The sequence below is a fragment of the Sporosarcina sp. FSL K6-2383 genome, from assembly GCF_038618305.1.
Lineage (GTDB): Bacteria > Bacillota > Bacilli > Bacillales_A > Planococcaceae > Sporosarcina.
In genome coordinates this window covers 2628595-2652036 of the sequence record NZ_CP152017.1, presented here as the reverse complement: position 1 = coordinate 2652036, position 23442 = coordinate 2628595, and the positions used below count along the sequence as shown (strand labels likewise).

The window sequence follows — 23442 nt, the reverse complement described above, 5'->3', positions numbered from 1 at the left end:
GCACCAGACTCTTAGTACTTTGGAGTCTGGTGCTTTTGTGTTTAACTTAATTCAGCAAATACATTTGCTGAATTAAGTTAAACCTCCGGCGGATGTCACAGATTTTGAAGGGAGTTAGAAGGTAACCTAAGTTCACCGCGTCCTGCGGCAACGGTTCCATGACCAGCCTCGTGCTGGCCCCAAGCTCAATTCAAAATCTGGACGCAATCACGCCGAGGCGTGATTGATCCTGCATCATAACTCGCCCCTGCGCATACTATGGATAAAACCATGCCCTGACTGGAGGGAATAGTATGGATATATTAAACCAAGTAAAAAGTTTTCGAGAAGAAGAAAACAAGCTGAAATGGCAAGGCACGTTTGCGGAATACTTGGGTATTGTGAAGGAACGAAAAGAAGTTGCTCAAACGGCACATTCACGCGTATACCATATGATTAAAAGTTCAGGTTTGGCGGAAAAAGATGGGCAGAAGCTATATGACTTTTTTGGAGCAGAAATTTTTGGTCTTGAAGAGGCAATTGAAAGGCTCGTCGAGGAATATTTTCATCCTGCCGCTAAAAGACTAGATGTTCGAAAGCGAATCTTATTGTTGATGGGGCCTGTTAGTGGAGGGAAGTCGACCATTGTTACCTTGTTAAAAAGAGGGCTTGAAAGCTATTCCAAAACAGAGGAAGGCGCGGTTTACGCCATCAAAGGCTGTCCAATGCACGAGGATCCGTTGCATTTAATCCCACAGCATTTACGCAAGGATTTTTTAGAACAATATGGTGTTCGCATTGAAGGCAGCTTGTCTCCGCTTAATACAATGCGCTTGGAACAAGAATATGACGGACAAATTGAAAATGTGTTGGTTGAACGTATTTTCTTCTCAGAGGACAAACGAGTCGGTATTGGTACATTTACACCTTCTGATCCGAAATCACAGGATATTGCTGACTTAACGGGCAGTATAGACTTTTCAACAATTGCTGAATTTGGGTCTGAGTCTGATCCACGTGCCTATCGCTTTGATGGCGAATTAAACAAAGCGAACCGAGGCATGATGGAGTTCCAAGAAATGTTGAAGCTAGACGAGAAATTCCTATGGCATTTATTGTCCTTGACGCAGGAGGGGAATTTTAAGGCGGGCAGATTTGCGCTCATCAGTGCTGATGAACTCATCGTTGCCCATACAAATGAAACAGAGTATCGTTCCTTCATTGCCAATAAGAAGAATGAGGCATTGCATTCTAGAATTATTGTCATGCCGATTCCATACAATTTAAAGGTCAGCGAGGAAGAACGAATTTATGAAAAAATGATTAATGAAAGTGATATTGCTGACGTTCATATTGCGCCTCATGCTTTACGAGTGGCAGCGATTTTTTCTATTTTGACGAGGCTAGAAATCTCCAAAAAACAAGGCATTGATGTTGTGAAAAAAATGTATTTGTATGATGGGCAAAGCGTGGAAGGCTTTAATCCGATGGATGTTGATGGGTTGAAGAAAGAGTTCCCGAATGAGGGGATGAATGGCATTGATCCGCGCTATGTCATTAACCGTATTTCTTCCGCCATTATCCGCAAGGAAATCCCGGCGATCAATGCACTTGACGTGTTGCGAGCCTTGAAGGATGGGCTTGACCAACATGCTTCCATTTCACAGGAAGACCGTGAAAAATATATGAATTATATTGCGGCTGCCAGAAAAGAATATGATGAAATTGCCAAACAAGAAGTGCAAAAAGCATTTGTCTATTCATATGAAGAGTCGGCAGTCAATTTGATGGATAATTATTTAGATAATGTGGAAGCATTTTGTAATAAAAATAAATTAAGAGACCCTTTAACAGATGAAGAGATGAATCCTGACGAGAAACTGATGCGTTCTATCGAAGAACAAATTGGCATATCAGAAAATGCTAAACGAGCATTTCGCGAGGAAATTCTCATTCGGATTTCTGCTTATGCACGAAAAGGGAAACGTTTTGAATATAAATCACATGATCGTTTACGTGAAGCGATTCAAAAGAAGTTATTTGCTGATTTAAAGGATGTCGTGAAGATTACAACTTCCTCGAAAACACCTGATGAATCCCATTTGAAAAAAATCAATGAAGTCGTCGCGAGACTTATTGATGAACATGGTTATAATTCAATCTCGGCTAATGAATTGCTGCGCTATGTAGGGAGTTTACTGAATCGCTGATGCTAATACACTGATGTGTTCAAGTTTGCCAATAGGTAGGTGTGAATGAAAAATGAGCGAACGACAAAATCAGTTTATCGTTTCACAGGAAAATTGGTCTCTTCATCGGAAAGGTCATCGTGATCAAGAGCGTCATATGGATAAAGTGAAGGAAGCTATTCGCAACAACTTGCCGGATTTAATCAGTGAAGAGAGCATTGTGATGTCCAACGGGCGAGATGTTATTAAAATTCCCATTCGATCGTTAGATGAATATAAAATCCGCTATAATCATGACAAGTCGAAACATGTTGGGCAAGGTGATGGCAGTAGTCAAGTTGACGATGTTGTCGCAAGTGACGGCAAGCAAGGTCAAAGTGGTCAAGGGCAAGGAAAGCAGGCAGGTGATCAGCCTGGGCAGGATTACTATGAAGCAGAGGTATCGATGGCCGAAATCGAAGAAATTCTTTTCGATGAACTCGAATTACCTAATTTACAGCGAAAAGAACAGGCTGAAATAACAGATGAAAAAATTGAGTTCAATGATATTCGAAAAAAAGGCCTGATTGGTAATATCGATAAAAAACGAACGATATTAACGGCTATTAAAAGAAATGCGATGAAAGGAAAAGCTGAAATCGCACCGATTCATAATGATGATTTACGCTTCAAAACGTGGAATGATATTCAAAAACCTGAGTCCCGAGCAGTTGTACTCATGATGATGGATACGAGCGCCTCTATGGGGAATTTTGAAAAGTATATGGCGAGAAGTTTCTTTTTTTGGATGCTGAAGTTTTTGCAGACGAAATATGAAACAGTTGACATTGAATTCATTGCTCATCATACAGAAGCAAAAGTGGTCACACAGGAAGACTTTTTTTCAAAAGGGGAAAGTGGGGGAACGATTTGCTCATCGGCTTATGAGAAGGCGCTAGAGCTTATTAAACAACAATACAACCCTTCGCGCTATAATATTTACCCTTTCCATTTTTCTGATGGTGAAAATATGTCATCGGATAATGAGAAATGTATGAGATTGGTCAATGAGCTGATGGAAGTTTCAAGCCTATTTGGTTACGGTGAAGTCAATGCGCATAGTCGGTTTTCGACATTGATGGCTACTTATAAAAAAATCGAACATCCAAAATTTCGGCATTATATTTTAAAAGAAAATCAAGATGTATACCATGCGTTAAAACGTTTTTTTAATAATGGTGATTCGGAGGGGAGCGATTGACGAATCGACATACACTTGAATATGCCATCGACGAAATTACAGAAATCGCCACTGGATTCGGGCTAGATTTTTATCCGATGCGCTATGAAATATGTCCTGCGGATATTCTTTATACATTCGGTGCATACGGCATGCCAACACGTTTTACACATTGGAGTTTTGGTAAGCAGTTTCACAAAATGAAGCTACAATATGATCTTGGGTTAAGTCAAATCTATGAATTGGTCATTAACTCCAATCCGTGCTATGCATTTTTGTTGGATACGAATAGCCTGATTCAAAACAAGCTCATTATTGCTCATGTCCTTGCCCACTGTGACTTTTTCAAAAATAATGTTCGGTTTTCTAATACGAGGCGGGACATGGTGGAAAGCATGGCGGCTACGGCAGAGCGGATTGCGAATTATGAAATGCTTTACGGGAAAGGGAATGTTGAAAGTTTTTTAGATGCAGTTTTAGGCATTCAGGAACATATCGACCCTTCTATCCGAAGACATCATCTACCAGAGGATATTGTAGAAGAGGAAGAGGTTGCAAGAAAAACAGATTATGATGATTTATGGAATTTGGATCAACAGCAAAAGGATAAGAAAAAAACGACTCACATGACTTATAAAATACCCCCAAAGCCTGAAAAGGATCTTCTGTTATTTATTTTACAATACAGCCGTGAATTAGAAGAATGGCAGCGTGATATTTTAACGATGATGCGAGAGGAAATGCTCTATTTTTGGCCCCAGCTGGAGACCAAAATTATGAATGAGGGCTGGGCATCCTATTGGCATCAGCGAATTATACGTGAGATGGATTTGACGACAGATGAGACCATTGAATTTGCGACATTAAATGCGAACGTTGTACAGCCTTCCAAAACAAGCATTAATCCGTACTATCTGGGTGTGAAAATCTTTGAAGATATTGAACAGCGCTACAATCATCCAACGGAAGATATGAAAAAGTTTGGTGCCAAACCAAACAGTGGAAGAGAAAAAATGTTTGAAGTGAGAGAAATTGAATCGGATATTTCCTTCATTCGCAACTATTTAACGAAGGATTTGGTTCAACGAGCTGATCTGTATTTATTTGAAAAGAAGAGGGAAGATTACCGGATTACTACGAAAGATCATGAAGCGATTAGGGATCAGCTAATTGCAATGCGAGTGAATGGTGGATTTCCTTATATTGTCGTTGAAAATGGCGATTATTTACGAAATGGTGAATTGTATTTGGTGCATCAATTTGATGAAAAGGAATTAGATGTTCGTTATTTGGAGCATGTCCTTCCCTATATTCATCGATTATGGGGGCGAATTGTCCATTTAGAAACGTATGTGGAGAATAAGCAAATTGTTTTTTCATATGACGGAAAAAAGGTTTATCGCCGTTTTGTATAAAGTAAAACCCACTCTAATTTTGCGAGTGGGTTTTGTCATTTGGACAATTTCGAGAAAATGTGGCAACCTGCTTTATGACCGTTTATTTAAATGCAATAGTTTCGATTCATTCTTCCTAGATTCAAAGTTATGTGCATACATTTTTGAATCTGTTAATTGGAAAAAGTTATGGAAATTGTCTGCAACTGACGAGAAGAAGGCAATACCGATGCTTGGCTTAATTTGTATTGAAATGATGAGTATGCTGGTCGTACCGGATGTTAGTTGAAGCATAAAGGAACTATGGGAATCAAGGAGCGAATACCTGATGAACTCCAAGAGGAAATGAAGCTATACTTTACAAGCTATGATGAAGATGACATTTATTTGACGAATCAAACCGATTCTTCAAAAATTGGGATGAGCTTTCATTTCAAATTACACCTGAATCTGGTATGGTTAATCTATGTTTATCTCTAGTCAGCATGATTCAAACCTTATTTGATAATGAAAGGATGATTACAATGGCAGCAACTAATTCAGTACCTAAATCTGGCCCCGCCTTGAAACAACTTTCTGCACATCACGCGATTCACGAGGGCGGCTTAGCCGGGGCAGTTGACAAGACAAATGATATGATGGATTACTTAAAAAAAGGTGATTTAGAAACGGCTAATCGAGCGGCGGATGCCCTGATAGACTATTGGCTCACCCGTATTATTGCACATGCGGATTCGGAAGAGGCTGGGTTTTATGAGGAAGTTGCAACGCAGAAGCCGGAATTGAAAGACACTGTCATTCAGTTGACACGCGATCATGATTTACTGCGCATTATCGTCAAGGACATCGAAGAGCTTCGTGAAAAGGAAAACTTAAGTCCTGGTGTACTTCACCGTTTTCATTCATTACTAGTTGTCAATGAAATACATAGCCGTGACGAAGAAAGACTATTGTTTGAATAAAAGCACCTATCCCGGTGCTTTTTTTGTCTAGCTCTGGGCGCCAGATGCTCGGGTCATAAGCCAAACTAGCTATGCGGCAAAAAGCGCCACGTCGCAAGTTCGTCTTATGCCTGTCGCATCTAAGCAGGCGCCCTCCGCATTTCGTTATCTTTGACGAAGGAACAAGGAGAGGATTTACATCGAAAAAGCTTTGAACATTTTAACAACGTATTTTGGATATCCTTCATTTAGAACAGGGCAGGAGCAAGTCATTCGTGGGGTTATGCAAGGGCAGGATACACTATGCGTTATGCCAACAGGGGGCGGGAAATCGGTTTGTTATCAGGTGCCAGCACTTGTTATGGAAGGAACCGTTCTCGTCATTTCACCACTTATTTCTCTCATGAAAGACCAAGTCGATGCGCTCCACCAAGTCGGTATCCCTGCTGCGTACATTAATAGCTCGTTATCATCGGAAGAATATTTCGGTACGATGGAACTAGCAATGGAAGGCAAGTATCGCTTGCTCTATGTTGCACCAGAACGACTCGATTCACCAGCGTTTAAAAATCAGTTACGCCAAATGAACATTCCGATGATTGCCATTGACGAAGCACATTGTATTTCGCAATGGGGTCACGATTTCCGTCCAAGCTACCGTAATATTAGTAGTATCGTCTCTCTATTCGATGAAAAACCAGTCGTCCTTGCTTTGACGGCAACTGCAACACCTGATGTGCGGGAAGATATTTGTCGTCAGCTCGGGATTAGTGAAGACAATACGGTGATGACAGGCTTTGAGCGAGCTAACCTTACCTTTTCTGTTGTAAAAGGACAAGACCGTGAGAAGTTTGTCAAAGAATATGTCAAGAAGAATGACGGGGAAGCTGGTATCATTTACGCAGCAACGCGCAAAGCTGTTGATTCTGTCCATGAAACGCTGCGCAAGAGTGGGGTAGCTGTTGCCAAATACCATGCAGGTTTAGGTGATGTCGAACGACAATCAGAGCAGGATAGATTCTTGATGGATGAAGCAACGGTAATGGTCGCTACGAATGCTTTTGGTATGGGGATTGATAAATCGAATATTCGCTACGTCATTCACTACCAAATGCCGAAAAACATGGAGAGTTACTATCAAGAAGCAGGTCGCGCAGGACGTGATGGACTCGATAGCGCCTGCACAATCTTATTTTCATCACAAGATGTGCAAACACAACGATTCCTCATCGATCAGTCACAGGATGAAAATCGTATCCCTGCGGAATTGGAAAAATTACAATCGATGATTGACTTTTGCCATACAGAAGCCTGCTTGCAGAAATTCATCATTACCTATTTCGGTGAAACTGATGTAGTCAATTGCGGTCGCTGTGCGAATTGTACAGATACGCGAGAAAGTTCAGATGTCACGGTAGACGTTCAAATGGTATTATCTTGTGTCATCCGCATGAAGCAGCGTTTTGGCAAGACGATGATTGCACAAGTTTTGACGGGATCTCGTAATAAGAAAGTGCTAGAATTTGGCTTTGAAAAACTGCCCACCTATGGTTTGATGAAAGACCGAAGCGCAAAAGACATCTCCGATTTCATCGAATTCATTATTTCAGAAAACTATCTGGGTGTTGAAAATGGGCAATTCCCCATTATTTATGTTAGTGAGCAGGGCAAGGATGTCTTAACAGGCGGCGTAAAAGTGCATCGCAAAGTATCTGTCATCACTAAACAAATTACAGCTGACAATCCATTATTTGAGCAGCTTCGTGCCTTGCGCCGTCAACTAGCACAAGATGCAGGCGTACCTCCGTTCGTTGTCTTTTCGGATAAATCCTTGCAAGACATGGCAGCAAGAATGCCTATCACAGAAGAAGATTTCCTCGCAGTGAATGGCGTTGGACAAGCTAAATTAGAGCGCTATGGCGAGGCGTTTATCAACGAAATCAAGTCATATACCATGCAAAATGTATAATAAAAACCATCTGGATTCTGACATCCGGATGGTTTTTGACTTATAAAATATCACATCTGTGTATAGTTTTCTTTTGGCTCGTTTTGGAATGAACGACTTCTATACAATAGCCGTATTGTTTTAATGTATAGGGATGCGACTTCGCCGCATCCCTATACGTTCTTCCGGTAATCGTATAGTAGTCATTCATCCGTCGCTCACCAAAAATACTTGTACTCGAAGTGCTAATGCTTTTGGGAACTAGTGAATAGAAGCCTCTCTATCTAGATAAAGTCCGCCAAAGATGAAATTTTGGCGGATGGAGCTTTCACTATGATCTTTTCCATTATTATATTAGGAAGTGTCACTTTCTATAAAGCTTACTAGGAATAACGAAAGAATACCTTGTACAAAGTACAATAGAGCCCGAAATTGTATCTTTGGGCACTACAATTTTTATAGTAAGCCATCTATTCTTTTCTTTCCAATCAACCGCATTTTTCACTTAAGCATTGTAGGTACGCGACAGGCAACAATTCATAACAAGATGACCGAAAAAGCATGGCTAGAAATGACGAAGTCGTTTCTAGCCATGCTTGCTCCACGGTAATTATGTCTTGAATAGTCAGCCGAAAGCGAACTGGAAATACTCTAGTGGACTAGTAGCTTTCAAGACATTACTTACCCGTAATTTATGCAAGTAAATGGTTATTCAACAGACGTGGCTTCTAACATAATTACCGATTATCAATTTTCTCCGGGTACATATCATGATTCATCATCCGATGATCTGCCATTTGTTCGTATTTTGTCCCAGGTTTTCCGTAGTTGCAATAAGGGTCAATCGATAAGCCACCACGTGGTGTGAATTTCCCCCATACTTCGATATACCGTGGTTCAATCAGTTTGATCAAATCATTCATGATGATATTGATACAGTCTTCGTGGAAATCACCATGATTTCGGAAGCTGAACAAATATAATTTCAGTGACTTGCTTTCGATAATTTTTTCATCGGGAATAAAACTAATCGTTAAAGTTGCGAAGTCAGGCTGTCCCGTTTGTGGGCATAGTGTTGTAAACTCTGGACAGTTAAATTTCACAAAATAATCTCGATTGACATGTAAGTTATCAATTGCCTCTAAAATATCAGGACTATATTGGAATAAATACTGAGTGTTTTGATTGCCGAGTAAGGTTAGGTCGGCTAATGATGCTTGGTCTCTAGTTGTCATCTTGAACCCTCCAGTTCCATTTATGAAGTAATTGACGTTAATTCTTTTCTCATGCCGATGAGAGCATACGTAGCAACAGCTAGTAAAATAGCACCTGTTAGCATAAATGCGCTCTTGTAAGTGAGGTCAAGGAATCCGATGAAACTGGATCCTGCAACAACACCCATTGAGAAGAAGGCGTAGAAGTAGCCATATGCTTTTCCACGGAACTCAGCAGAAGATGAATCGATGAGCAATGAATTAATGGAAGGGAACAAGAATGCGAATCCAGCCCCGTAAACTGCCATTGCCGCGTATAAGTAATTCAATTGTTCAATTTGGCTGAGCAATAACATAGCCAGTCCCATTAACGAGATCCCGAAAGCTAACGTGACTATCGGGCGAACGCGGTCAAACACCCGGTTGATGGGTAATAAAAAGATTAGGATAGCTACAACACCAAATGTACTAAGTAACATACCGCTTGTTTTCGTATCAAAGCCAAGTGCTTCCACTTTTAACGGTAATACAAGTGCTAGTACGCCTTGTGAAAACATTAAAAAGAATGCTCCTGCAAATGCACGTACCATACCTGGATGTCGGAACAAGTGTCTAACTCTAAAATGCTTAGTTTGTTCAGTTGATTGCTTGCGCTTATAGGTAAACGAGCGTAAAACAAAAAAAGCCGCTACTGCCAACACCAGCATAATACCACCGTTAACAGCCATAATAAAAGGTGTACTTGTCTTAGCGGCAACAATGCCACCATAGGCTGGACCAACAATGGCCGCCATTCCGACAAATGCACCGGAAATAGCTACACTTTTACCACGTTTTGAACCTTCTGCACGATTCGCAAGGAAAGTGAAGGCAGCTGGGACAATGAGCCCTTCCATAAATCCATGGACAAAACGGACACCGAGTAGTGATAATGGGCCAGTTGCGAAAGAATAAAGGAAAAGTGATAATGCCGCTGCAAAAAGACCAATGATAAGGATAACAAAGGGTCCTCTTTTATCCGTCATAAAGCCAGAAATAATATTCCCAATCGTATTGGAAAATGAGTACATACCTACTGCTAACCCAATTAAAAAGGGCGATGCACCAAGTGATAAAGCAAACGGACTCATCACAGGTAATTGTGAAAATAAATCAAAAAACGAGAAAAATACAATTAGATAAACAAAACCCCGCATAATAAATAAAGCCTCTTTTCGTTTGAAGATACCATCCTCTAGCTTACCATTTTTCAGGCATGATTGGAAAAGGATAGATTGTGAACAATTAGCAACTTTATTCAGCAGAAGCCCAAACACCTGCTGAATGAAGTTAAGCCTCCGGCGGATGTCACAGATTTTGAAGGGAGTCAATTGAGCAAGCTCAATTCAAAATCTGGACGCAATCACGCCAGGGCGTGATTGATATAATTATTAGAGATAGCTTTTCAAGCGTTAGAACGCTAAAATTATGAAATAGAAGAGTTATGAAAGGGGAAATGGACAATGACAATCAGAGTTGGAATTGCAGGATACGGAAATTTGGGGCGCGGAGTGGAATACGCCATTGGTCAAAACAAAGATATGGAGCTAGTAGGCGTATTCTCAAGAAGAAATCCAGCCGATGTGCAATTGCTAGATAGCAATGTGTCGGTGCATGCGATGGATGATATTCAAAATTTCACGGATGCAATCGATGTCCTAATCCTTTGTGGCGGATCGAAAAATGATTTACCTGAACAGGGCCCCGCATTAGCTGCATTGTTTAACACGGTAGATAGCTTTGATACGCATGCGAAAATTCCAGATTATTTTGAAGCCGTTGAGGCTACAGCGAAACCGAACGGCAAGACAGCAATTATTTCGGTTGGCTGGGATCCGGGTCTATTTTCTATTAATCGCTTGTATGGCGAAGCAGTGTTGTCAGAGGGTGCGACGTATACATTTTGGGGGAAAGGCTTGAGCCAGGGGCATTCCGATGCAGTTAGACGAATTCCTGGAGTCAAGGGGGCTGTGCAATATACCATTCCTGTTCCGGATGCAGTAGACCGTGTGCGTAGCGGGTCATTGCCTGAACTGTCAACGCGTGAAAAGCATACACGTGAGTGCTATGTCGTACTTAATGAAGGTGTAGATGCCGAGCAAGTGAAACAAGCCATCGTTACAATGCCTGACTATTTCACAGACTACGATACGACAGTGACGTTCATTACCGAAGAAGAGTTGGCTCGTGATCATACTGCTATGCCACATGGAGGGTTCGTTATTCGTAGCGGGAAAACGGGTGAAGGCAATGCGCAAGTGATGGAGTATTCGTTGAAGCTGGATAGTAACCCTGAATTCACATCAAGCGTTTTAGTTGCTTATGCTCGAGCGGCTTATCGTTTGAATCAAAACGGTGACACAGGTGCGAAAACAGTGTTTGATATTGCACCGGGATTGTTGTCACCGAAGAGTGCGGCTGAGTTGCGTAAGGAATTGCTGTAATAGATAGCATTTGATTCTGTTAGCTAGTGTGAGAGTAGTTTGATGTCACTCATATCTTGTTATGACCGGCATGGGTTGTGTTATGCTTGCCATGGACGCGTTTATGACCGGCACGAGTTGTGTTATGCTCGCCATGGACACGTTTATGACCGTCACACAATTAATTAGCATGGAACCTCTTCAGGCAAATCAAGTTGGAAGTCTTTCACTCAACCTATATAGTATTGGATTACTTAATGATGGTGTTACCTTTATAATTAGGGTAACACTGTTTTTGGTAGGTAGGAATAATGGAAGGAGCGGGATGTATGAAGTTTTATCTTGCATCGAGTTTTCAAAACAAACAGGCTGTCAACTATGTAAGTGAAAAGTTGATAGAAGCAGGTTATGTACATACATACGATTGGACGAGGAATGATAGAGCCTCCACTCTTGAGGAATTAAAGGTGATTGGTGAAGCGGAGAAAAATGCCATATTGGCATCTGATGTTGTAATTGTTTTATTGCCTGGAGGAAAAGGAAGTCATATCGAATTAGGTATTGCACTCGGGCGAGGAAAGAAAATCTTTTTGTATTCAGCAGATGAAAGAGTGAATGATTTTGACACCACAAGCACCTTTTATCATTTATCGGAAGTTGAACAGGTGATTGGTACATTGGATGAGTTGGTGGGTAGGGTTTGCAATTTTCGGGAGAGCCATCGTTGATTGATCAATAGGGGTGAAAATTATGGATTATCAATTTAAAACAATGACACAGGAGCAAGCAGAAGATATTGCCTTTAATTGGCACTATGATGGTGAATATTCTATTTACGATATGGAAGCGGATCAAGGAGATTTAGTCGAGTTTTTAGACTCTGAAAAACGAGGAGACTCTACGTTTATTGTTATGAAAAGTCATACAATTATTGGCTTTTTTAGTTTTACTAAAGTAGAGGAAAATCATATTGATATTGGGTTAGGGATGAGACCGGATTTAACAGGAGGCGGAGAGGGTCTGGCTTTTGTAAATGCAGGTTTAGCATTTGTAGAATCAACATTTTCGCCAGATAAAATAACGCTATCAGTAGCAACATTTAATAAAAGAGCAATCAGAGTATATGAAAAAGCCGGATTTACGGCAGGAACTACGTTTATGCAAGAAACAAATGGTGGTAGATATGAATTTCTTGAAATGACTTTTGCAGTTGAAAATCATTGACACTGCTTTGAAGTGAACGAAAAGGAATAATCTTGGAGGAGCTTAATGGATATCATAAATCGGCTTAAAGATAAAAAAGTAAAGGTCAGAGAAATCTCGGGTGGGGTCCTTACTCTCTGTATAGATTTCCTGTAAAATAAACTAAATCTTTGGATAAATAAATAATGAAGGCGTTATCTCTATTTCTAAGAGGTGACGCTTTTTTGATTGAACAATTATAGATGTGGTGTCTATTTAGTCTGTTATTATCTTTCGTTTTCGGGAAATGGACTTATCATGAAATAGCAAAGTGGGTCTACGTGGTTTAAATGACTGATTTAGAAAAACGGTCTTTCTTCATTTTCATATGTGACAAAACTGTTAGGTACATGTAACACCGAGCGATGGTTGAGATAAGTTAGACATGGTACATTTTGTATTAATTGAATTTCATTAGGTAGGTTACATCCGTGGCTAAAATTTGGAAGTTCATAACGACTAGAGAGGAAGGGTGCGACTCATAATGTTTGAAAAACGGACTATTTCACTAAGTTTAGTGATGGGATTAGTGTTGGTGCTAACAGGTTGTGCCACCAATAATTCAGCTGGAGAGCTGGACGATTTTTCTTTACCGCAAGAGGAAAAGAAAGTGATTGTTGAAACAGCTGAAATTAAACAAGGAAATCTTTATTCAGAAAGAGGAATTTCAGCTCAAGTAGTTTCAACGCAAGAAGTAGAAGTATACGTAAGTATTGGCGGTAGAATTATAGAAATGGCTGTTAAAGAAGGAGACACTGTAGAAAAAGGACAGATCATTGCACTTCTTGATTCTGAAGAGCAGGAAATGGTAATTAGCCAGGCGAATAATGTAGTAGATCAAGCGAAGGCACAAATCAATCAAGCTAAGCAGCAGTTGCAAACTGCGGAGCATGGCAAGCGACAGGCTAGTAGTCGCCATGAGCAATCGAAGTTAGCGCTAGCTAGACTTGAAAAACAATATAGTAAGATTCAAGATCCACAGAAAGAAAGTGAAATGGAAACGCCTCAAAGTCTCGATTTAGCAGAACTAAAAAGTCAATGGGATCATGCGCTTAGTAACTTTGAAAAGTCATCACGGCTTTATGATAAAGATATTATCCCTCGTAAAGAATTAGAGCAAGCGCAGGCACAAGAAGAAAGTGCAAGAAGAAGCTATGAAAAAAGTTTATTGTCCGCAAAGGAAGTAGCTGAAAACAAAGTGCTTGCTGGCAATGAGGCTTCCGAAGAGTTAAAGAATACTATTGAAAACGATAAAATTGGTTTATTAATATCTGAAATGGAGCTTCAACAAGCAGATGTCGGAATAGAACAGGCAAAAATAATAGTGACACAAGCAGAGCAGGCCGCACAGCAGGCGAAGAAGGTGTCTGAGAAAGCGGAAAATAAAATGAATGAATCAGCCATCCGAGCTCCTTTTACAGGGGTTGTCAACAATGTCCATATGAAAGAAGGGGGGTATGCAGCGCCACAAGCTCCGATAGTCACGATGTTTAATAATCAACAGCTAAAAGTTGTGGCAGCCATTTATCCTTCACAGAAAAAGGATTTAGTGAAAGGGCAAAAGGTTAAAATAGTCGGTGTGAACGGAGAAATCAGTCATGACGGAGAAGTTACACATATCTCCCCTTATGTTGACGACAAAGGTTTTATACAATTGGAAGCTTCTATACAAGGAGATTCTAAAAATTTTATTGTTGGGGAGTATGTGGAGTTGGTAGCGGAAACAATAATAGGCGAGAACCAATTAATCATACCTACAAAAGCAATTACCGAAAAGGATGAAAGGGCATTTGTTTATATAATACAAGATTCTAAAGCTGTCTACCAAGAAATAGAGATTTTGCAAATGCAAGAGGAATGGACTTCTGTGAAAGGGAATCTTAAACCTAATGAAAAAATCGCTGTGAAAGGAATGGTGTTACTATCCGATGGTTCGCCTGTACAAGTTGCTGGTGAAGGCAAGCCAGTTGAAAAGATAACGAACCCAGCTACGGATGGTAAGGATTCATCTAAAGAGAAAGATGGTGAATCGCAATGATTACATTGGCTGTCAAGCGTTCGGTTGCTGTAACTTTATTCCTAGTAGGAATCGTAGCGGTAGGTATCTTTTGTATTCAAAAATTCAATGTAGAATTGATGCCTGAGTTTAAAGTGTCGATGGCGTTTATCACGGCAAGTTATCCCAATGCTTCTGCTGAAGAAGTCGATCAAAAAATTACTGTGCCACTGGAGCAGTTACTTAAAGAAGATCAGGATATTACAAATGTAAGCTCCACTTCTTCTAAAGAAAGTTCTAGTATTCTCATTACTTTTAAATCGAATGTTAATCTGGAGAGAAAAATCCAAGATCTGCAAACGCAGATTGACGCAAGTAGAAGTGTGATGCCAGCCGGTGTGCGATCCTTAGCTGTTACTGATTATAATAGTAGTATGGGAAGGGAACCAGTTATTGGATTTTCTGTTTTAGGAGCAAAGGGAGATGAATCCTTTCTTCAGCGTATAGAGCAAGAAATCGCCAATGTACCGGGTGTGGCAGAGGTTGATTTTCTAGGAAGTAATGTGAAGGAAATTCATATTAATTTGAATTCGCAACAGCTTACGACGTATAAATTAGCGACGAGCGATTTATTGAATTCACTTGCGATAAGTCCGATGCAAACGATTGGGACAATACAAGAAAAAGGAAAAGAGTTACAACTTGTCGTCCCAGAAGAGCAATATACAGTTGCTGCTATTGAACAAATTAAGATACCCACAAAGGATGGTCAATTTGTATCCATTCGGGATATTGCTGACATAACCATTGTGAGTAACGAAGAAAAAAATCTCTATACGGTTAATGATAAGCCGACAATTGGATTCTCTGTTGCCAAGGATTCGAATGCGAATATTGTAGAAGTAACGGATGCAGTTATTGAAAAAATAGAAGCATTGAAAGGAACGTTGCCAGAAGGAATTGACATCCAAATAGGGGATAATGCGGGGATCTTCGTGAAAGACTCCATTGAGCAAGTAACGAATAACTTAATTATGGGCGCATTGTTAGCTAGTGCAGTTTTGCTTTTCTTCTTCAAAAATATTCGCATCCTACTCATTATCATTTTATCTATTCCCATCTCGATTATCATGGCACTAATTGCGCTGTATTTTTCAGGTCAAACATTAAATGTGCTTTCGTTAGCAGGACTTGCACTTGGTGTCGGCATGATGGTGGATAGCTCAATCGTTATACTCGAAAATATTATTAAATATAAACAACAAGGATACCCGATATTTGAAGCAGTCAAACAAGGCAGTAAAGAACTGCGCCAGGCGGTTATTGCCTCTACATTAACAACCATCATTGTTTTTTCGCCGATGTTTTTTATCGGTGATTTAACAAGTATAACGATACCCTTTGCTCTTGCTGTTATATTTACGTTAATTGCTTCTCTTCTCGCGGCATTAACGATTGTGCCCATGCTCTCTTATAAATGGATTGGTAGTGAAAAAGTAGTCATACAGAATGATGCGAAGTGGCTTAGTTGGCTGACCATTCAGTATCAAAAAGTAGTAAAGTGGTCATTGAAAAAACGATGGGTGCCAGTCTTGGTTACGCTCGTTTTGAGTATAGGTAGCTTATTGTTGATTCCTGTAATTGGCTTTGAGGCAGAAACTGTGGAAGATGACGGCAGGCTCTACATTGACGCTTTTCTAGAAGGAGAGCTTTCCGAGGATGAGCTATTGCTGTTGATGAAGCAATTAGATGACGCAATAGAGCCCTTTGACGACGTCATTCAAGTAAAAGAGAAGAGTGTTGAGCAAGATTTTATCTCTTATTTCATTCAATTAGTACCAAAGAGTGAACGGAAAGAACAGTTGAAAGAAATTATTGCTCAAGTGAAACAGTCATTGGTGCCTTCATCGATGGTCTCTTTATATATAAATCGAGAATCACTTCAAGTTTTCGATGCAAATCAAGAACGGCGAATAGATGTTACTTTATCTGGAACAAATTATGAGGTTTTAAAGGCCTTAACGGAACAAGTGACGCTATTTCTAGAAAACACACCGGGAATTACGGATATCGATGTTCCAGGTATTAGTGGAGAACCCCAACTAAAATTAGTAGTCGAGAACGCATTAGCTGCAAAGTATGGCTTGGACCGGGAGCAAATTGTCATGCAAATGCAAGAAGCTGTCATGAATGATGAAGTCATGCATTTTTCTGAAAATGAAACTGACTATCGAGTCTATGTGAACTATGCAAATCGACAAACCGATACGATGGCTTTTTGGGAGAATCTGAATATACAAACGGCTAGTGGAGATCATATTCCTTTATTCGCTGTGGCGTCATTTGAATCGACACATGGTCCAATATCTATACAACGTAAAGGGTTTAAACAAGGTATAACGGTTCGTGCAACAGTTGCAAATACTGAGCAATCAGATGAAATCATCAATGAATTTAATCAGATGTTGGAGGAGATTCCATTCCCTCCAGAGTATGGCTATGAGTTTTTTAGTTTTGATACTGGAGACGAGGAGTTAATTACTAAGCTGGTAATAGCTGTAGTTGTCGCGATAGCGCTTGTCTACGCTGTCTTGGCCATTCAATTTAATTCATATAGTCAACCGATTCTTATTATGCTAGCAATTCCGCCAACAATCATCGGTGTCGTTTTGGGGCTTTTACTGACGGGTCAACCTTTGTCCCCGATGGTAGCACTCGGTGTCATTATTTTGGCAGGAATCGTAGTCAATAATTCGATTTTATTAGTCGATTATATTAATCAACATAAGGAAGAGCATTGGGATCGTACAAGGGTTGTTGTCGCTGCGGGAAAAGAGCGACTTCGTCCGATTTTGATGACTACGCTGACAACTGTATTAGGGATGATCCCTTTGGCATTGGGGTTAGGTGATGGGGCAAGTTTACAACAGCCTATCGGAATCGTAACGATTTTTGGCCTAACCGTTTCTACCGTGTTTACGCTTGTCTTCATTCCCGTGATGTATACATTATTCGATGACTGTACGAACTTCCTAAAACGTCTTTCAAAAAAAGTAACAAGAAAACCAGTTATAAAACAAAAAACAGCTGCCTAAGAAAAATTGTCAAGCAGCACAAGATGAGGAGAGAAGTATATGCGTAAAAGTCTAATCATCACGACTTGTTTACTTACGCTGCTACCTTTATCAAAAGTGGCAGCAAATGAGTCATTAGTAGAAGTAGTGGATGCAGTAATCAATGAAAGTTTAGAGGCGAAGTTGCTTGATACTGATAAGGATATCCCGTTATCGTCAGATGCTTATAGGTACCAAGATGGATTTCAAGTATTAAAAGATATGAATAATGAGCAGAAAAATTTGAACAAAAAAATGACCATGCAAGGAATTAAGTATGAAGCGAACCAGTTGGTCTACGGTTATTACAAGGAAAAGCAAGCCTTTAAATTACAAGAGGCGAATTTGAAGCTGGTTGAAAAAGAATACGAAAATAGCCAAGAAAGATATAAGGAAGGAATGTCGACTAAAGGAGCCATGTTAAAAGCGGAAATAGGTGTCAATGAAGCTAAGTTAGCAGTGAAAGCAGCAAAGTTGACATTGAAAGAAGCGACTTCACGACTTAACCAAAAACTGGGGAAGGAATTTAATGTGGAACTCGAGATTCGAACCCTTCCTGAATTTAGTTTGTTACCTTCAGCTGACTACGGTGCTGAAATGATAGCGAAAGAGTTGAATAACAAGCAACCATCGCTAGTTCTAATTCGGAAGAAATTACAAGAGTACAGCAACATCTTACATCAAATTGACTCCCTTCCTCATTTAGATGAAGAAGAGCTTTTAAAACAATTACATGATCTTGACCAACAAATTTCAAAGCCTCCTACTCAAATCGAGGATGTTGATGGCAAAATTCCTGGGGGAGAAGAAGCACCAGATTTATGGAAGGGTGTTAATGAGGAACTGGAGGCATCTCGTGAAGCACTATTAAAGGAGTATAATAAATCACTCGAAAAACAGAGCAAGGCAAAGCTAGAGCTCAAAGAGTATTATGCAAATGAAATTCAAAAAACAGAGATTGAACTCGTACAGGCGGAAAGAAAAGTAAAACTCAAAGCTTATGAGTTTGAGAATCGATTCGAAGTATTAAGTGATCGAATAAAAATTGCAGAAGGAAAAGTAGAGCAGACGAATAGTGAACACAATCAGCAAAAAGAATTGTACGAGTTAGGAGAAATTATTTTCCTAGATGTGCAAAAATCACAACAACAACTCCGCGCAATCGAACTGGATTTAATGAATGATCAATTAGATTACCAACTATTAAAGGAAGAATTTAGCTTGTTTAAAGAAGGCTATATGATGTGATTGGATGAGTATAGGCGATGTTACAAAGGAAATAATCTCCCCTGGCATTTTGTCGCTAGGATAGATTATTTCTACTTGGGAACTGGCCTATTATAAGTACCACACCGATGCTCTACTATCGGTGTGGTCTTTTTAATATATCCGCTACTATAGTAACCAGAGGTAGGGTATGTAGTTTGGTAATCGTTTAATATTCCCTAAACAGTAAATCAGAAGAAATAGGTTTCATCTCAAGCTCCCTAGACCAGACGGATACTTGGCCTATATGATGAATTTCGTGTGAAATGATATGTCGCATTATTTTCCCGTATGTAAAGTAGGACGTATCGCCATTTCGCCTTTTCATTTCAAAGACCTTTTGTTCACAATCAGGTGTCCATGATTGCATAAAACCTTGGGTTATCAATTTTGTACTGGTAGAAAACTCTATGACCTCTTGTAGAGTAGAAATGCTGTTCATATCTTTCACTATCACAGGCGTTCCATTCATTTGATTAATCCAAATCTGTTCACAATCAATTACATGAAATAAATTACGCAAAATACTCCCCATACCACCTGTTCGTTTTTGTGTAAGTTCTTCGATTGAAATCTGTTGACTCCAATCAAACCAATCATCTCTTACTTGCCAATTATAAGAAAACATATCGAGCATATACGATTCCACCTCAAAAAGTATTTTCTTTTATAGTAACTCAAAGACTGATAAATTTGTTAAAATTCTAAGTGTGCAGTAAGAAAGTTATTAAGATGGGGGAATGAGACATGAAGTCTGTTACGGTTTACCATTATGATGCATTTAGCACAGAGCCGAATAAAGGAAATCCTGCGGGAGTTGTGTTAAACGGAGATGACTTAACCGATAAGGAGATGCAAGAAATCGCTGTTAAAGTTGGATTTAATGAGACTGCTTTTCCGGTTCAATCATCTGTGGCGGATCTTCGAATTCGTTATTTCACGCCGGGGCATGAAATGGACTTATGTGGGCATGCGACAATGGCAACCATATTTGCTTTAAAATCTAGGGGTTTATTAACTGAAAAAGATGAATTAACAATTGAAACGAGAGCCGGGATTTTGCCAATCCGTATAGATTCGCTAACTGATGATACATTCTACATAACGATGAAACAGGCTTCACCACAGTTTGAAGAATTTAATAGTTCATCTGAAGAATTGGCTCATGCAATCGGACTTGAGAAATCTGATATTGACGGGGATTTTCCAATTGTCTATGGTAGTACAGGGATATGGACGCTATTAGTTCCGATTAAGACACTTAGTGCGTTCAAGAGAATGAAACCAAATACTGAAATATTCCCAAGCATTTTAAAAGAAATACCTAAAGCATCGATCCATCCTTTTTGCTTGGAAACATATGATGAAAATGCTGATATGCATGCCCGTCATTTTTCATCCCCTTTTTCAGGAACAATTGAGGATGCAGTGACAGGAACAGCTTCAGGTGTCATGGGTGCTTATTATGCAACGTATATCGACAATGATTTTGAAGAACACTTGAATCTTGTGGTAGAGCAGGGCCATGAAATTGGCAAAGATGGTCGTGTACAGGTTGGTGTTTCTAAAAATCAGGAAAGTTATGATATTGAAATCAGAGGAAATGCGGTATATGTTAAAGAATTTGAGATTGTAATTTAACATAAATCAAGGGGATGATGGTCACAAATTAATGAAGTGAAAAGGAGAGCTGAAAAGATGAAAAGGGTTGATGTTGCGTATGTCTTGTTAGTTGACGAGCACGAGGAGAATGTATTATTAGTTAAGAATAAAGGACCTGGTGCTTCTTACTATACACTTCCGGGCGGAGCAGTGGAGCGGGGGGAAACGCTTGAAGAGGCCGCTATTCGTGAGGTGAAAGAAGAAACGGGATTAGATGTACAATTGGGCGGGATTTTTAGTGTAGGTGAAGCGTTTTTTGAGGAAAGAGGACATCACACTATTTTCTTTACTTTTACAGGGAAAATAATCGGTGGGGAAATCAATATTTCACTACCAGAAGAAATCGAGGAAGTTACTTGGATGAACTTGCAACAGGCAGAACCGTATATCCATATCTCGAATGAGTTCGAAGGGGCGATTGATAGTAAAACTACGGTGCCATATATGTTGAGGGATGCAGGTAGATATCGATCTTAACGGAGCATGCTGCCTCCTATTTTTTGATTTTCAATCCGAAATGTTTTGATAATAGCCTCCATTTCGCATATACTACTCATGTATGATTTATTTAGGAGGTCGAAGTAATTGACGAAATTAGATGAAACGTTAGAAATGTTGAAAGCGCTCACAGATGCGAAGGGGATTCCGGGAAATGAACGTGAACCGCGTGAAGTGATGAAGAAGTACATAGAGCCGTATGCGGATGAAATTGATCAGGATGGTTTGGGTTCATTAATTGCTAAAAAAACGGGCGATGTGAATGGTCCGAAAATCATGCTAGCAGGGCATCTTGATGAAGTTGGTTTCATGGTTTCAAAAATCGACGACAAAGGATTCTTATCCTTCCAAACGGTTGGTGGTTGGTGGTCACAGGTAATGCTAGCGCAGCGTGTGACGATTGTGACACGCAAAGGAGATACAGTAACAGGAGTTATCGGATCGAAGCCTCCACATATCCTCTCGCCAGAAGCACGTAAAAAACCAGTCGATATTAAAGATATGTTCATTGATGTTGGGGCTACTTCAAAAGAGGAAGCAATGTCATGGGGCATTTTACCGGGAGATATGGTAGTACCTTATTTTGAATTCACAGTAATGAATAATGATAAATATTTACTTGCGAAAGCATGGGACAACCGAATTGGTATCGCCATCGCAATTGAAGTATTGAAAGCGTTGAAAGCTGACAATCATCCGAACATCGTATTCGGCGTGGGAGCAGCACAAGAAGAAATCGGTCTTCGTGGTGCACGTACAGCGGCAACGAAAATCCAGCCGGACATCGGTTTTGCGGTGGACGTAGGTATCGCTGGCGATACACCGGGAATTACGTCGAAGGAAGCAACAGGTAAAATGGGTGATGGTCCACAAATTCTATTGTTTGACGCTTCGATGGTATCTCATAAAGGATTGCGTGATTTCGTTGTAGACACGGCTGAAGAGCATGGTATTCCTTATCAGTTCGAGACAATTCCGGGGGGTGGCACGGATGCGGGATCTATCCATCTTTCAGGACATGGTGTACCATCATTGGCAATCTGTATTCCGACTCGATATATTCACTCCCATGCAGGAATTTTACACCGTGATGATTTTGAAAATACGGTGAAGTTGATTGTTGAAGTCATTAAGAAATTAGACCGTGACGCGGTAAATACCATTACATTTGATTGATTAAAAGTTTGAACTGCCTTGGCTACCTAAAAGTAGCTAGGGTATTTTTTATTTTTATAAATCTATAAAAATGCGCTTGACTTTATAATTATGCATATATATACTGTGATATACAAAGTGAAAACAGTGATAGGGGATGACGATATGGTGAAGATTGAAGAGGAAAATAGTGCTATTGCAAATGGTTTGAAGGGGAAGGATTTATTATCTCTTCTTGAGTATACGAGTGAAGAAATTTCCTATTTATTAGATTATGCAAATAACATGAAAAAGGAAATGCTTGCGGGCAATATGCCACCTATTTTAGCTGGCAAGACGCTCGGGATGATTTTTGAAAAGCATTCAACGCGTACGCGCATATCATTTGAAGTGGGTATGATCCAACTGGGGGGGCATGCGATGTTCATGAACGCACGTGACCTACAAATCGGACGTGGGGAGTCGGTGTATGATACAGGGCATGTGCTGTCGGAGTATTTGGACGGCGTTATGATTCGTGCAAACTCACATGAAATGGTGAAGGAATTGGCAGAGCATACGTCGGTTCCGGTCATTAATGGCTTAACGGATATTTTTCATCCATGTCAGGCGTTAGCAGATTTATTGACGATTTTGGAAGTGAAAGGCTCGCTAGCAGGCAAGAAAATCGCTTATGTTGGAGATGGAAATAATGTAGCGCACTCGCTTATCATCGCAGCGGCGCATATGGGGATGCATGCAGCGGTTGCAACGCCAGTGGGCTTTGAATATAATGCAACTCTTCTCGTCAAGGCACAAGAGCTTGCTGCTAAGAATGGCGGCAGTGTTGTGACAACTACGAACCCGGTTGAAGCGGTACAAGATGCAGATGTCGTCTATACAGATGTCTGGACGAGTATGGGTCAAGAAGAAGAGACTGCGGCGCGTCTAGAAGCATTTAAGGAATTCCAAATTAATGATGCTTTGGTTGCGCATGCGAAAGCAGATTATATGTTCTTGCATTGTCTGCCCGCACACCGTGAGGAAGAAGTCGCAACATCTGTCATTGACGGACCAAACTCATTCGTCTTCCAGCAAGCAGGCAATCGTCTACATGCACAGAAAGCTGTTTTGGCTAACGTGTTGTAAGTAAATGGATTAACGGGTCCGGGTATGTTGCCTGGG

General features: G+C 40.2%; 18 protein-coding genes. 15 read left to right on the top strand and 3 right to left on the bottom strand.

The genetic code is table 11. From position 1 onward, the window contains the following. Positions 1-293 precede the first annotated feature (293 nt). The 5 genes from MKZ10_RS13085 to recQ all read left to right on the top strand — a co-directional run bounded on the left by MKZ10_RS13085 (position 294) and on the right by recQ (position 7691). Entirely contained in the window at positions 294-2189 is a 1896-nt protein-coding gene (locus MKZ10_RS13085; RefSeq protein WP_342505388.1) for a PrkA family serine protein kinase, read from the top strand. A gap of 52 nt (positions 2190-2241) precedes the next feature. Beyond that, positions 2242-3408: a sporulation protein YhbH gene (yhbH, locus tag MKZ10_RS13080; protein ID WP_342505387.1), complete on the top strand. Its 1167-nt coding sequence runs from the start codon at positions 2242-2244 to the stop codon at positions 3406-3408. Next, the gene (locus MKZ10_RS13075) at positions 3405-4802 is read left to right on the top strand and encodes a SpoVR family protein (protein ID WP_342505386.1); all 1398 of its coding nucleotides are present in this window, start codon (positions 3405-3407) and stop codon (positions 4800-4802) included. The genes yhbH and MKZ10_RS13075 overlap by 4 nt, the downstream gene beginning before the upstream one ends. A gap of 503 nt (positions 4803-5305) precedes the next feature. Continuing rightward, on the top strand, positions 5306-5743 hold the full coding sequence (locus tag MKZ10_RS13070) for a hypothetical protein (RefSeq protein ID WP_342505385.1): 438 nt from the start codon (positions 5306-5308) through the stop codon (positions 5741-5743). A gap of 190 nt (positions 5744-5933) precedes the next feature. Beyond that, entirely contained in the window at positions 5934-7691 is a 1758-nt protein-coding gene (gene recQ, locus MKZ10_RS13065) for a DNA helicase RecQ (protein WP_342505384.1), read from the top strand. 716 nt (positions 7692-8407) lie between these two features. Here recQ and queF read toward each other — a convergent pair. Next, positions 8408-8905: a preQ(1) synthase gene (gene queF, locus MKZ10_RS13060; protein ID WP_342505383.1), complete on the bottom strand. Its 498-nt coding sequence runs from the start codon at positions 8903-8905 to the stop codon at positions 8408-8410. A gap of 20 nt (positions 8906-8925) precedes the next feature. Continuing rightward, entirely contained in the window at positions 8926-10080 is a 1155-nt protein-coding gene (locus tag MKZ10_RS13055) for an MFS transporter (protein ID WP_342505382.1), read from the bottom strand. A gap of 306 nt (positions 10081-10386) precedes the next feature. Here MKZ10_RS13055 and MKZ10_RS13050 point away from each other — a divergent pair, with 306 nt between their 5' ends. The 6 genes from MKZ10_RS13050 (at position 10387) to MKZ10_RS13025 (ending at position 18945) form a co-directional block, all read left to right on the top strand. Continuing rightward, positions 10387-11367, top strand: coding sequence for a diaminopimelate dehydrogenase (locus MKZ10_RS13050; RefSeq protein WP_342505381.1), 981 nt, complete (start codon positions 10387-10389; stop codon positions 11365-11367). Positions 11368-11675: 308 nt separating this feature from the next. Next, positions 11676-12074, top strand: coding sequence for a nucleoside 2-deoxyribosyltransferase (locus MKZ10_RS13045; protein ID WP_342505380.1), 399 nt, complete (start codon positions 11676-11678; stop codon positions 12072-12074). A 22-nt stretch (positions 12075-12096) separates the two neighbouring features. Continuing rightward, a complete protein-coding gene (locus MKZ10_RS13040; protein ID WP_342505379.1) occupies positions 12097-12570 on the top strand; it encodes a GNAT family protein in 474 nt (157 codons plus the stop codon). 502 nt (positions 12571-13072) lie between these two features. Next, complete coding sequence (locus tag MKZ10_RS13035; protein WP_342505378.1) at positions 13073-14626, top strand: efflux RND transporter periplasmic adaptor subunit; 1554 nt, start codon at positions 13073-13075, stop codon at positions 14624-14626. After that, positions 14623-17679, top strand: coding sequence for an efflux RND transporter permease subunit (locus tag MKZ10_RS13030; protein WP_342505377.1), 3057 nt, complete (start codon positions 14623-14625; stop codon positions 17677-17679). The genes MKZ10_RS13035 and MKZ10_RS13030 overlap by 4 nt, the downstream gene beginning before the upstream one ends. A 39-nt stretch (positions 17680-17718) precedes the next feature. Then, the gene (locus MKZ10_RS13025) at positions 17719-18945 is read left to right on the top strand and encodes a TolC family protein (protein WP_342505376.1); all 1227 of its coding nucleotides are present in this window, start codon (positions 17719-17721) and stop codon (positions 18943-18945) included. A 187-nt stretch (positions 18946-19132) separates the two neighbouring features. On the opposite strand, the gene MKZ10_RS13020 is transcribed toward MKZ10_RS13025, so the two are convergent. Next, on the bottom strand, positions 19133-19600 hold the full coding sequence (locus tag MKZ10_RS13020; RefSeq protein ID WP_342505375.1) for a DinB family protein: 468 nt from the start codon (positions 19598-19600) through the stop codon (positions 19133-19135). Between the two features lie 110 nt (positions 19601-19710). Here MKZ10_RS13020 and MKZ10_RS13015 point away from each other — a divergent pair, with 110 nt between their 5' ends. The 4 genes from MKZ10_RS13015 to argF all read left to right on the top strand — a co-directional run bounded on the left by MKZ10_RS13015 (position 19711) and on the right by argF (position 23406). Then, the gene (locus MKZ10_RS13015; RefSeq protein ID WP_342505374.1) at positions 19711-20604 is read left to right on the top strand and encodes a PhzF family phenazine biosynthesis protein; all 894 of its coding nucleotides are present in this window, start codon (positions 19711-19713) and stop codon (positions 20602-20604) included. Positions 20605-20661: 57 nt separating this feature from the next. Then, positions 20662-21102, top strand: a complete 441-nt coding sequence (locus MKZ10_RS13010; protein WP_342505373.1) for an NUDIX hydrolase — start codon at positions 20662-20664, stop codon at positions 21100-21102. Between the two features lie 108 nt (positions 21103-21210). Further along, positions 21211-22299 (top strand): M42 family metallopeptidase, encoded by a 1089-nt coding sequence (locus MKZ10_RS13005; protein WP_342505372.1) that lies wholly within the window; start codon positions 21211-21213, stop codon positions 22297-22299. A gap of 144 nt (positions 22300-22443) precedes the next feature. Continuing rightward, positions 22444-23406: an ornithine carbamoyltransferase gene (argF, locus tag MKZ10_RS13000; protein ID WP_342505371.1), complete on the top strand. Its 963-nt coding sequence runs from the start codon at positions 22444-22446 to the stop codon at positions 23404-23406. The last annotated feature ends 36 nt before the right edge of the window (positions 23407-23442 follow it).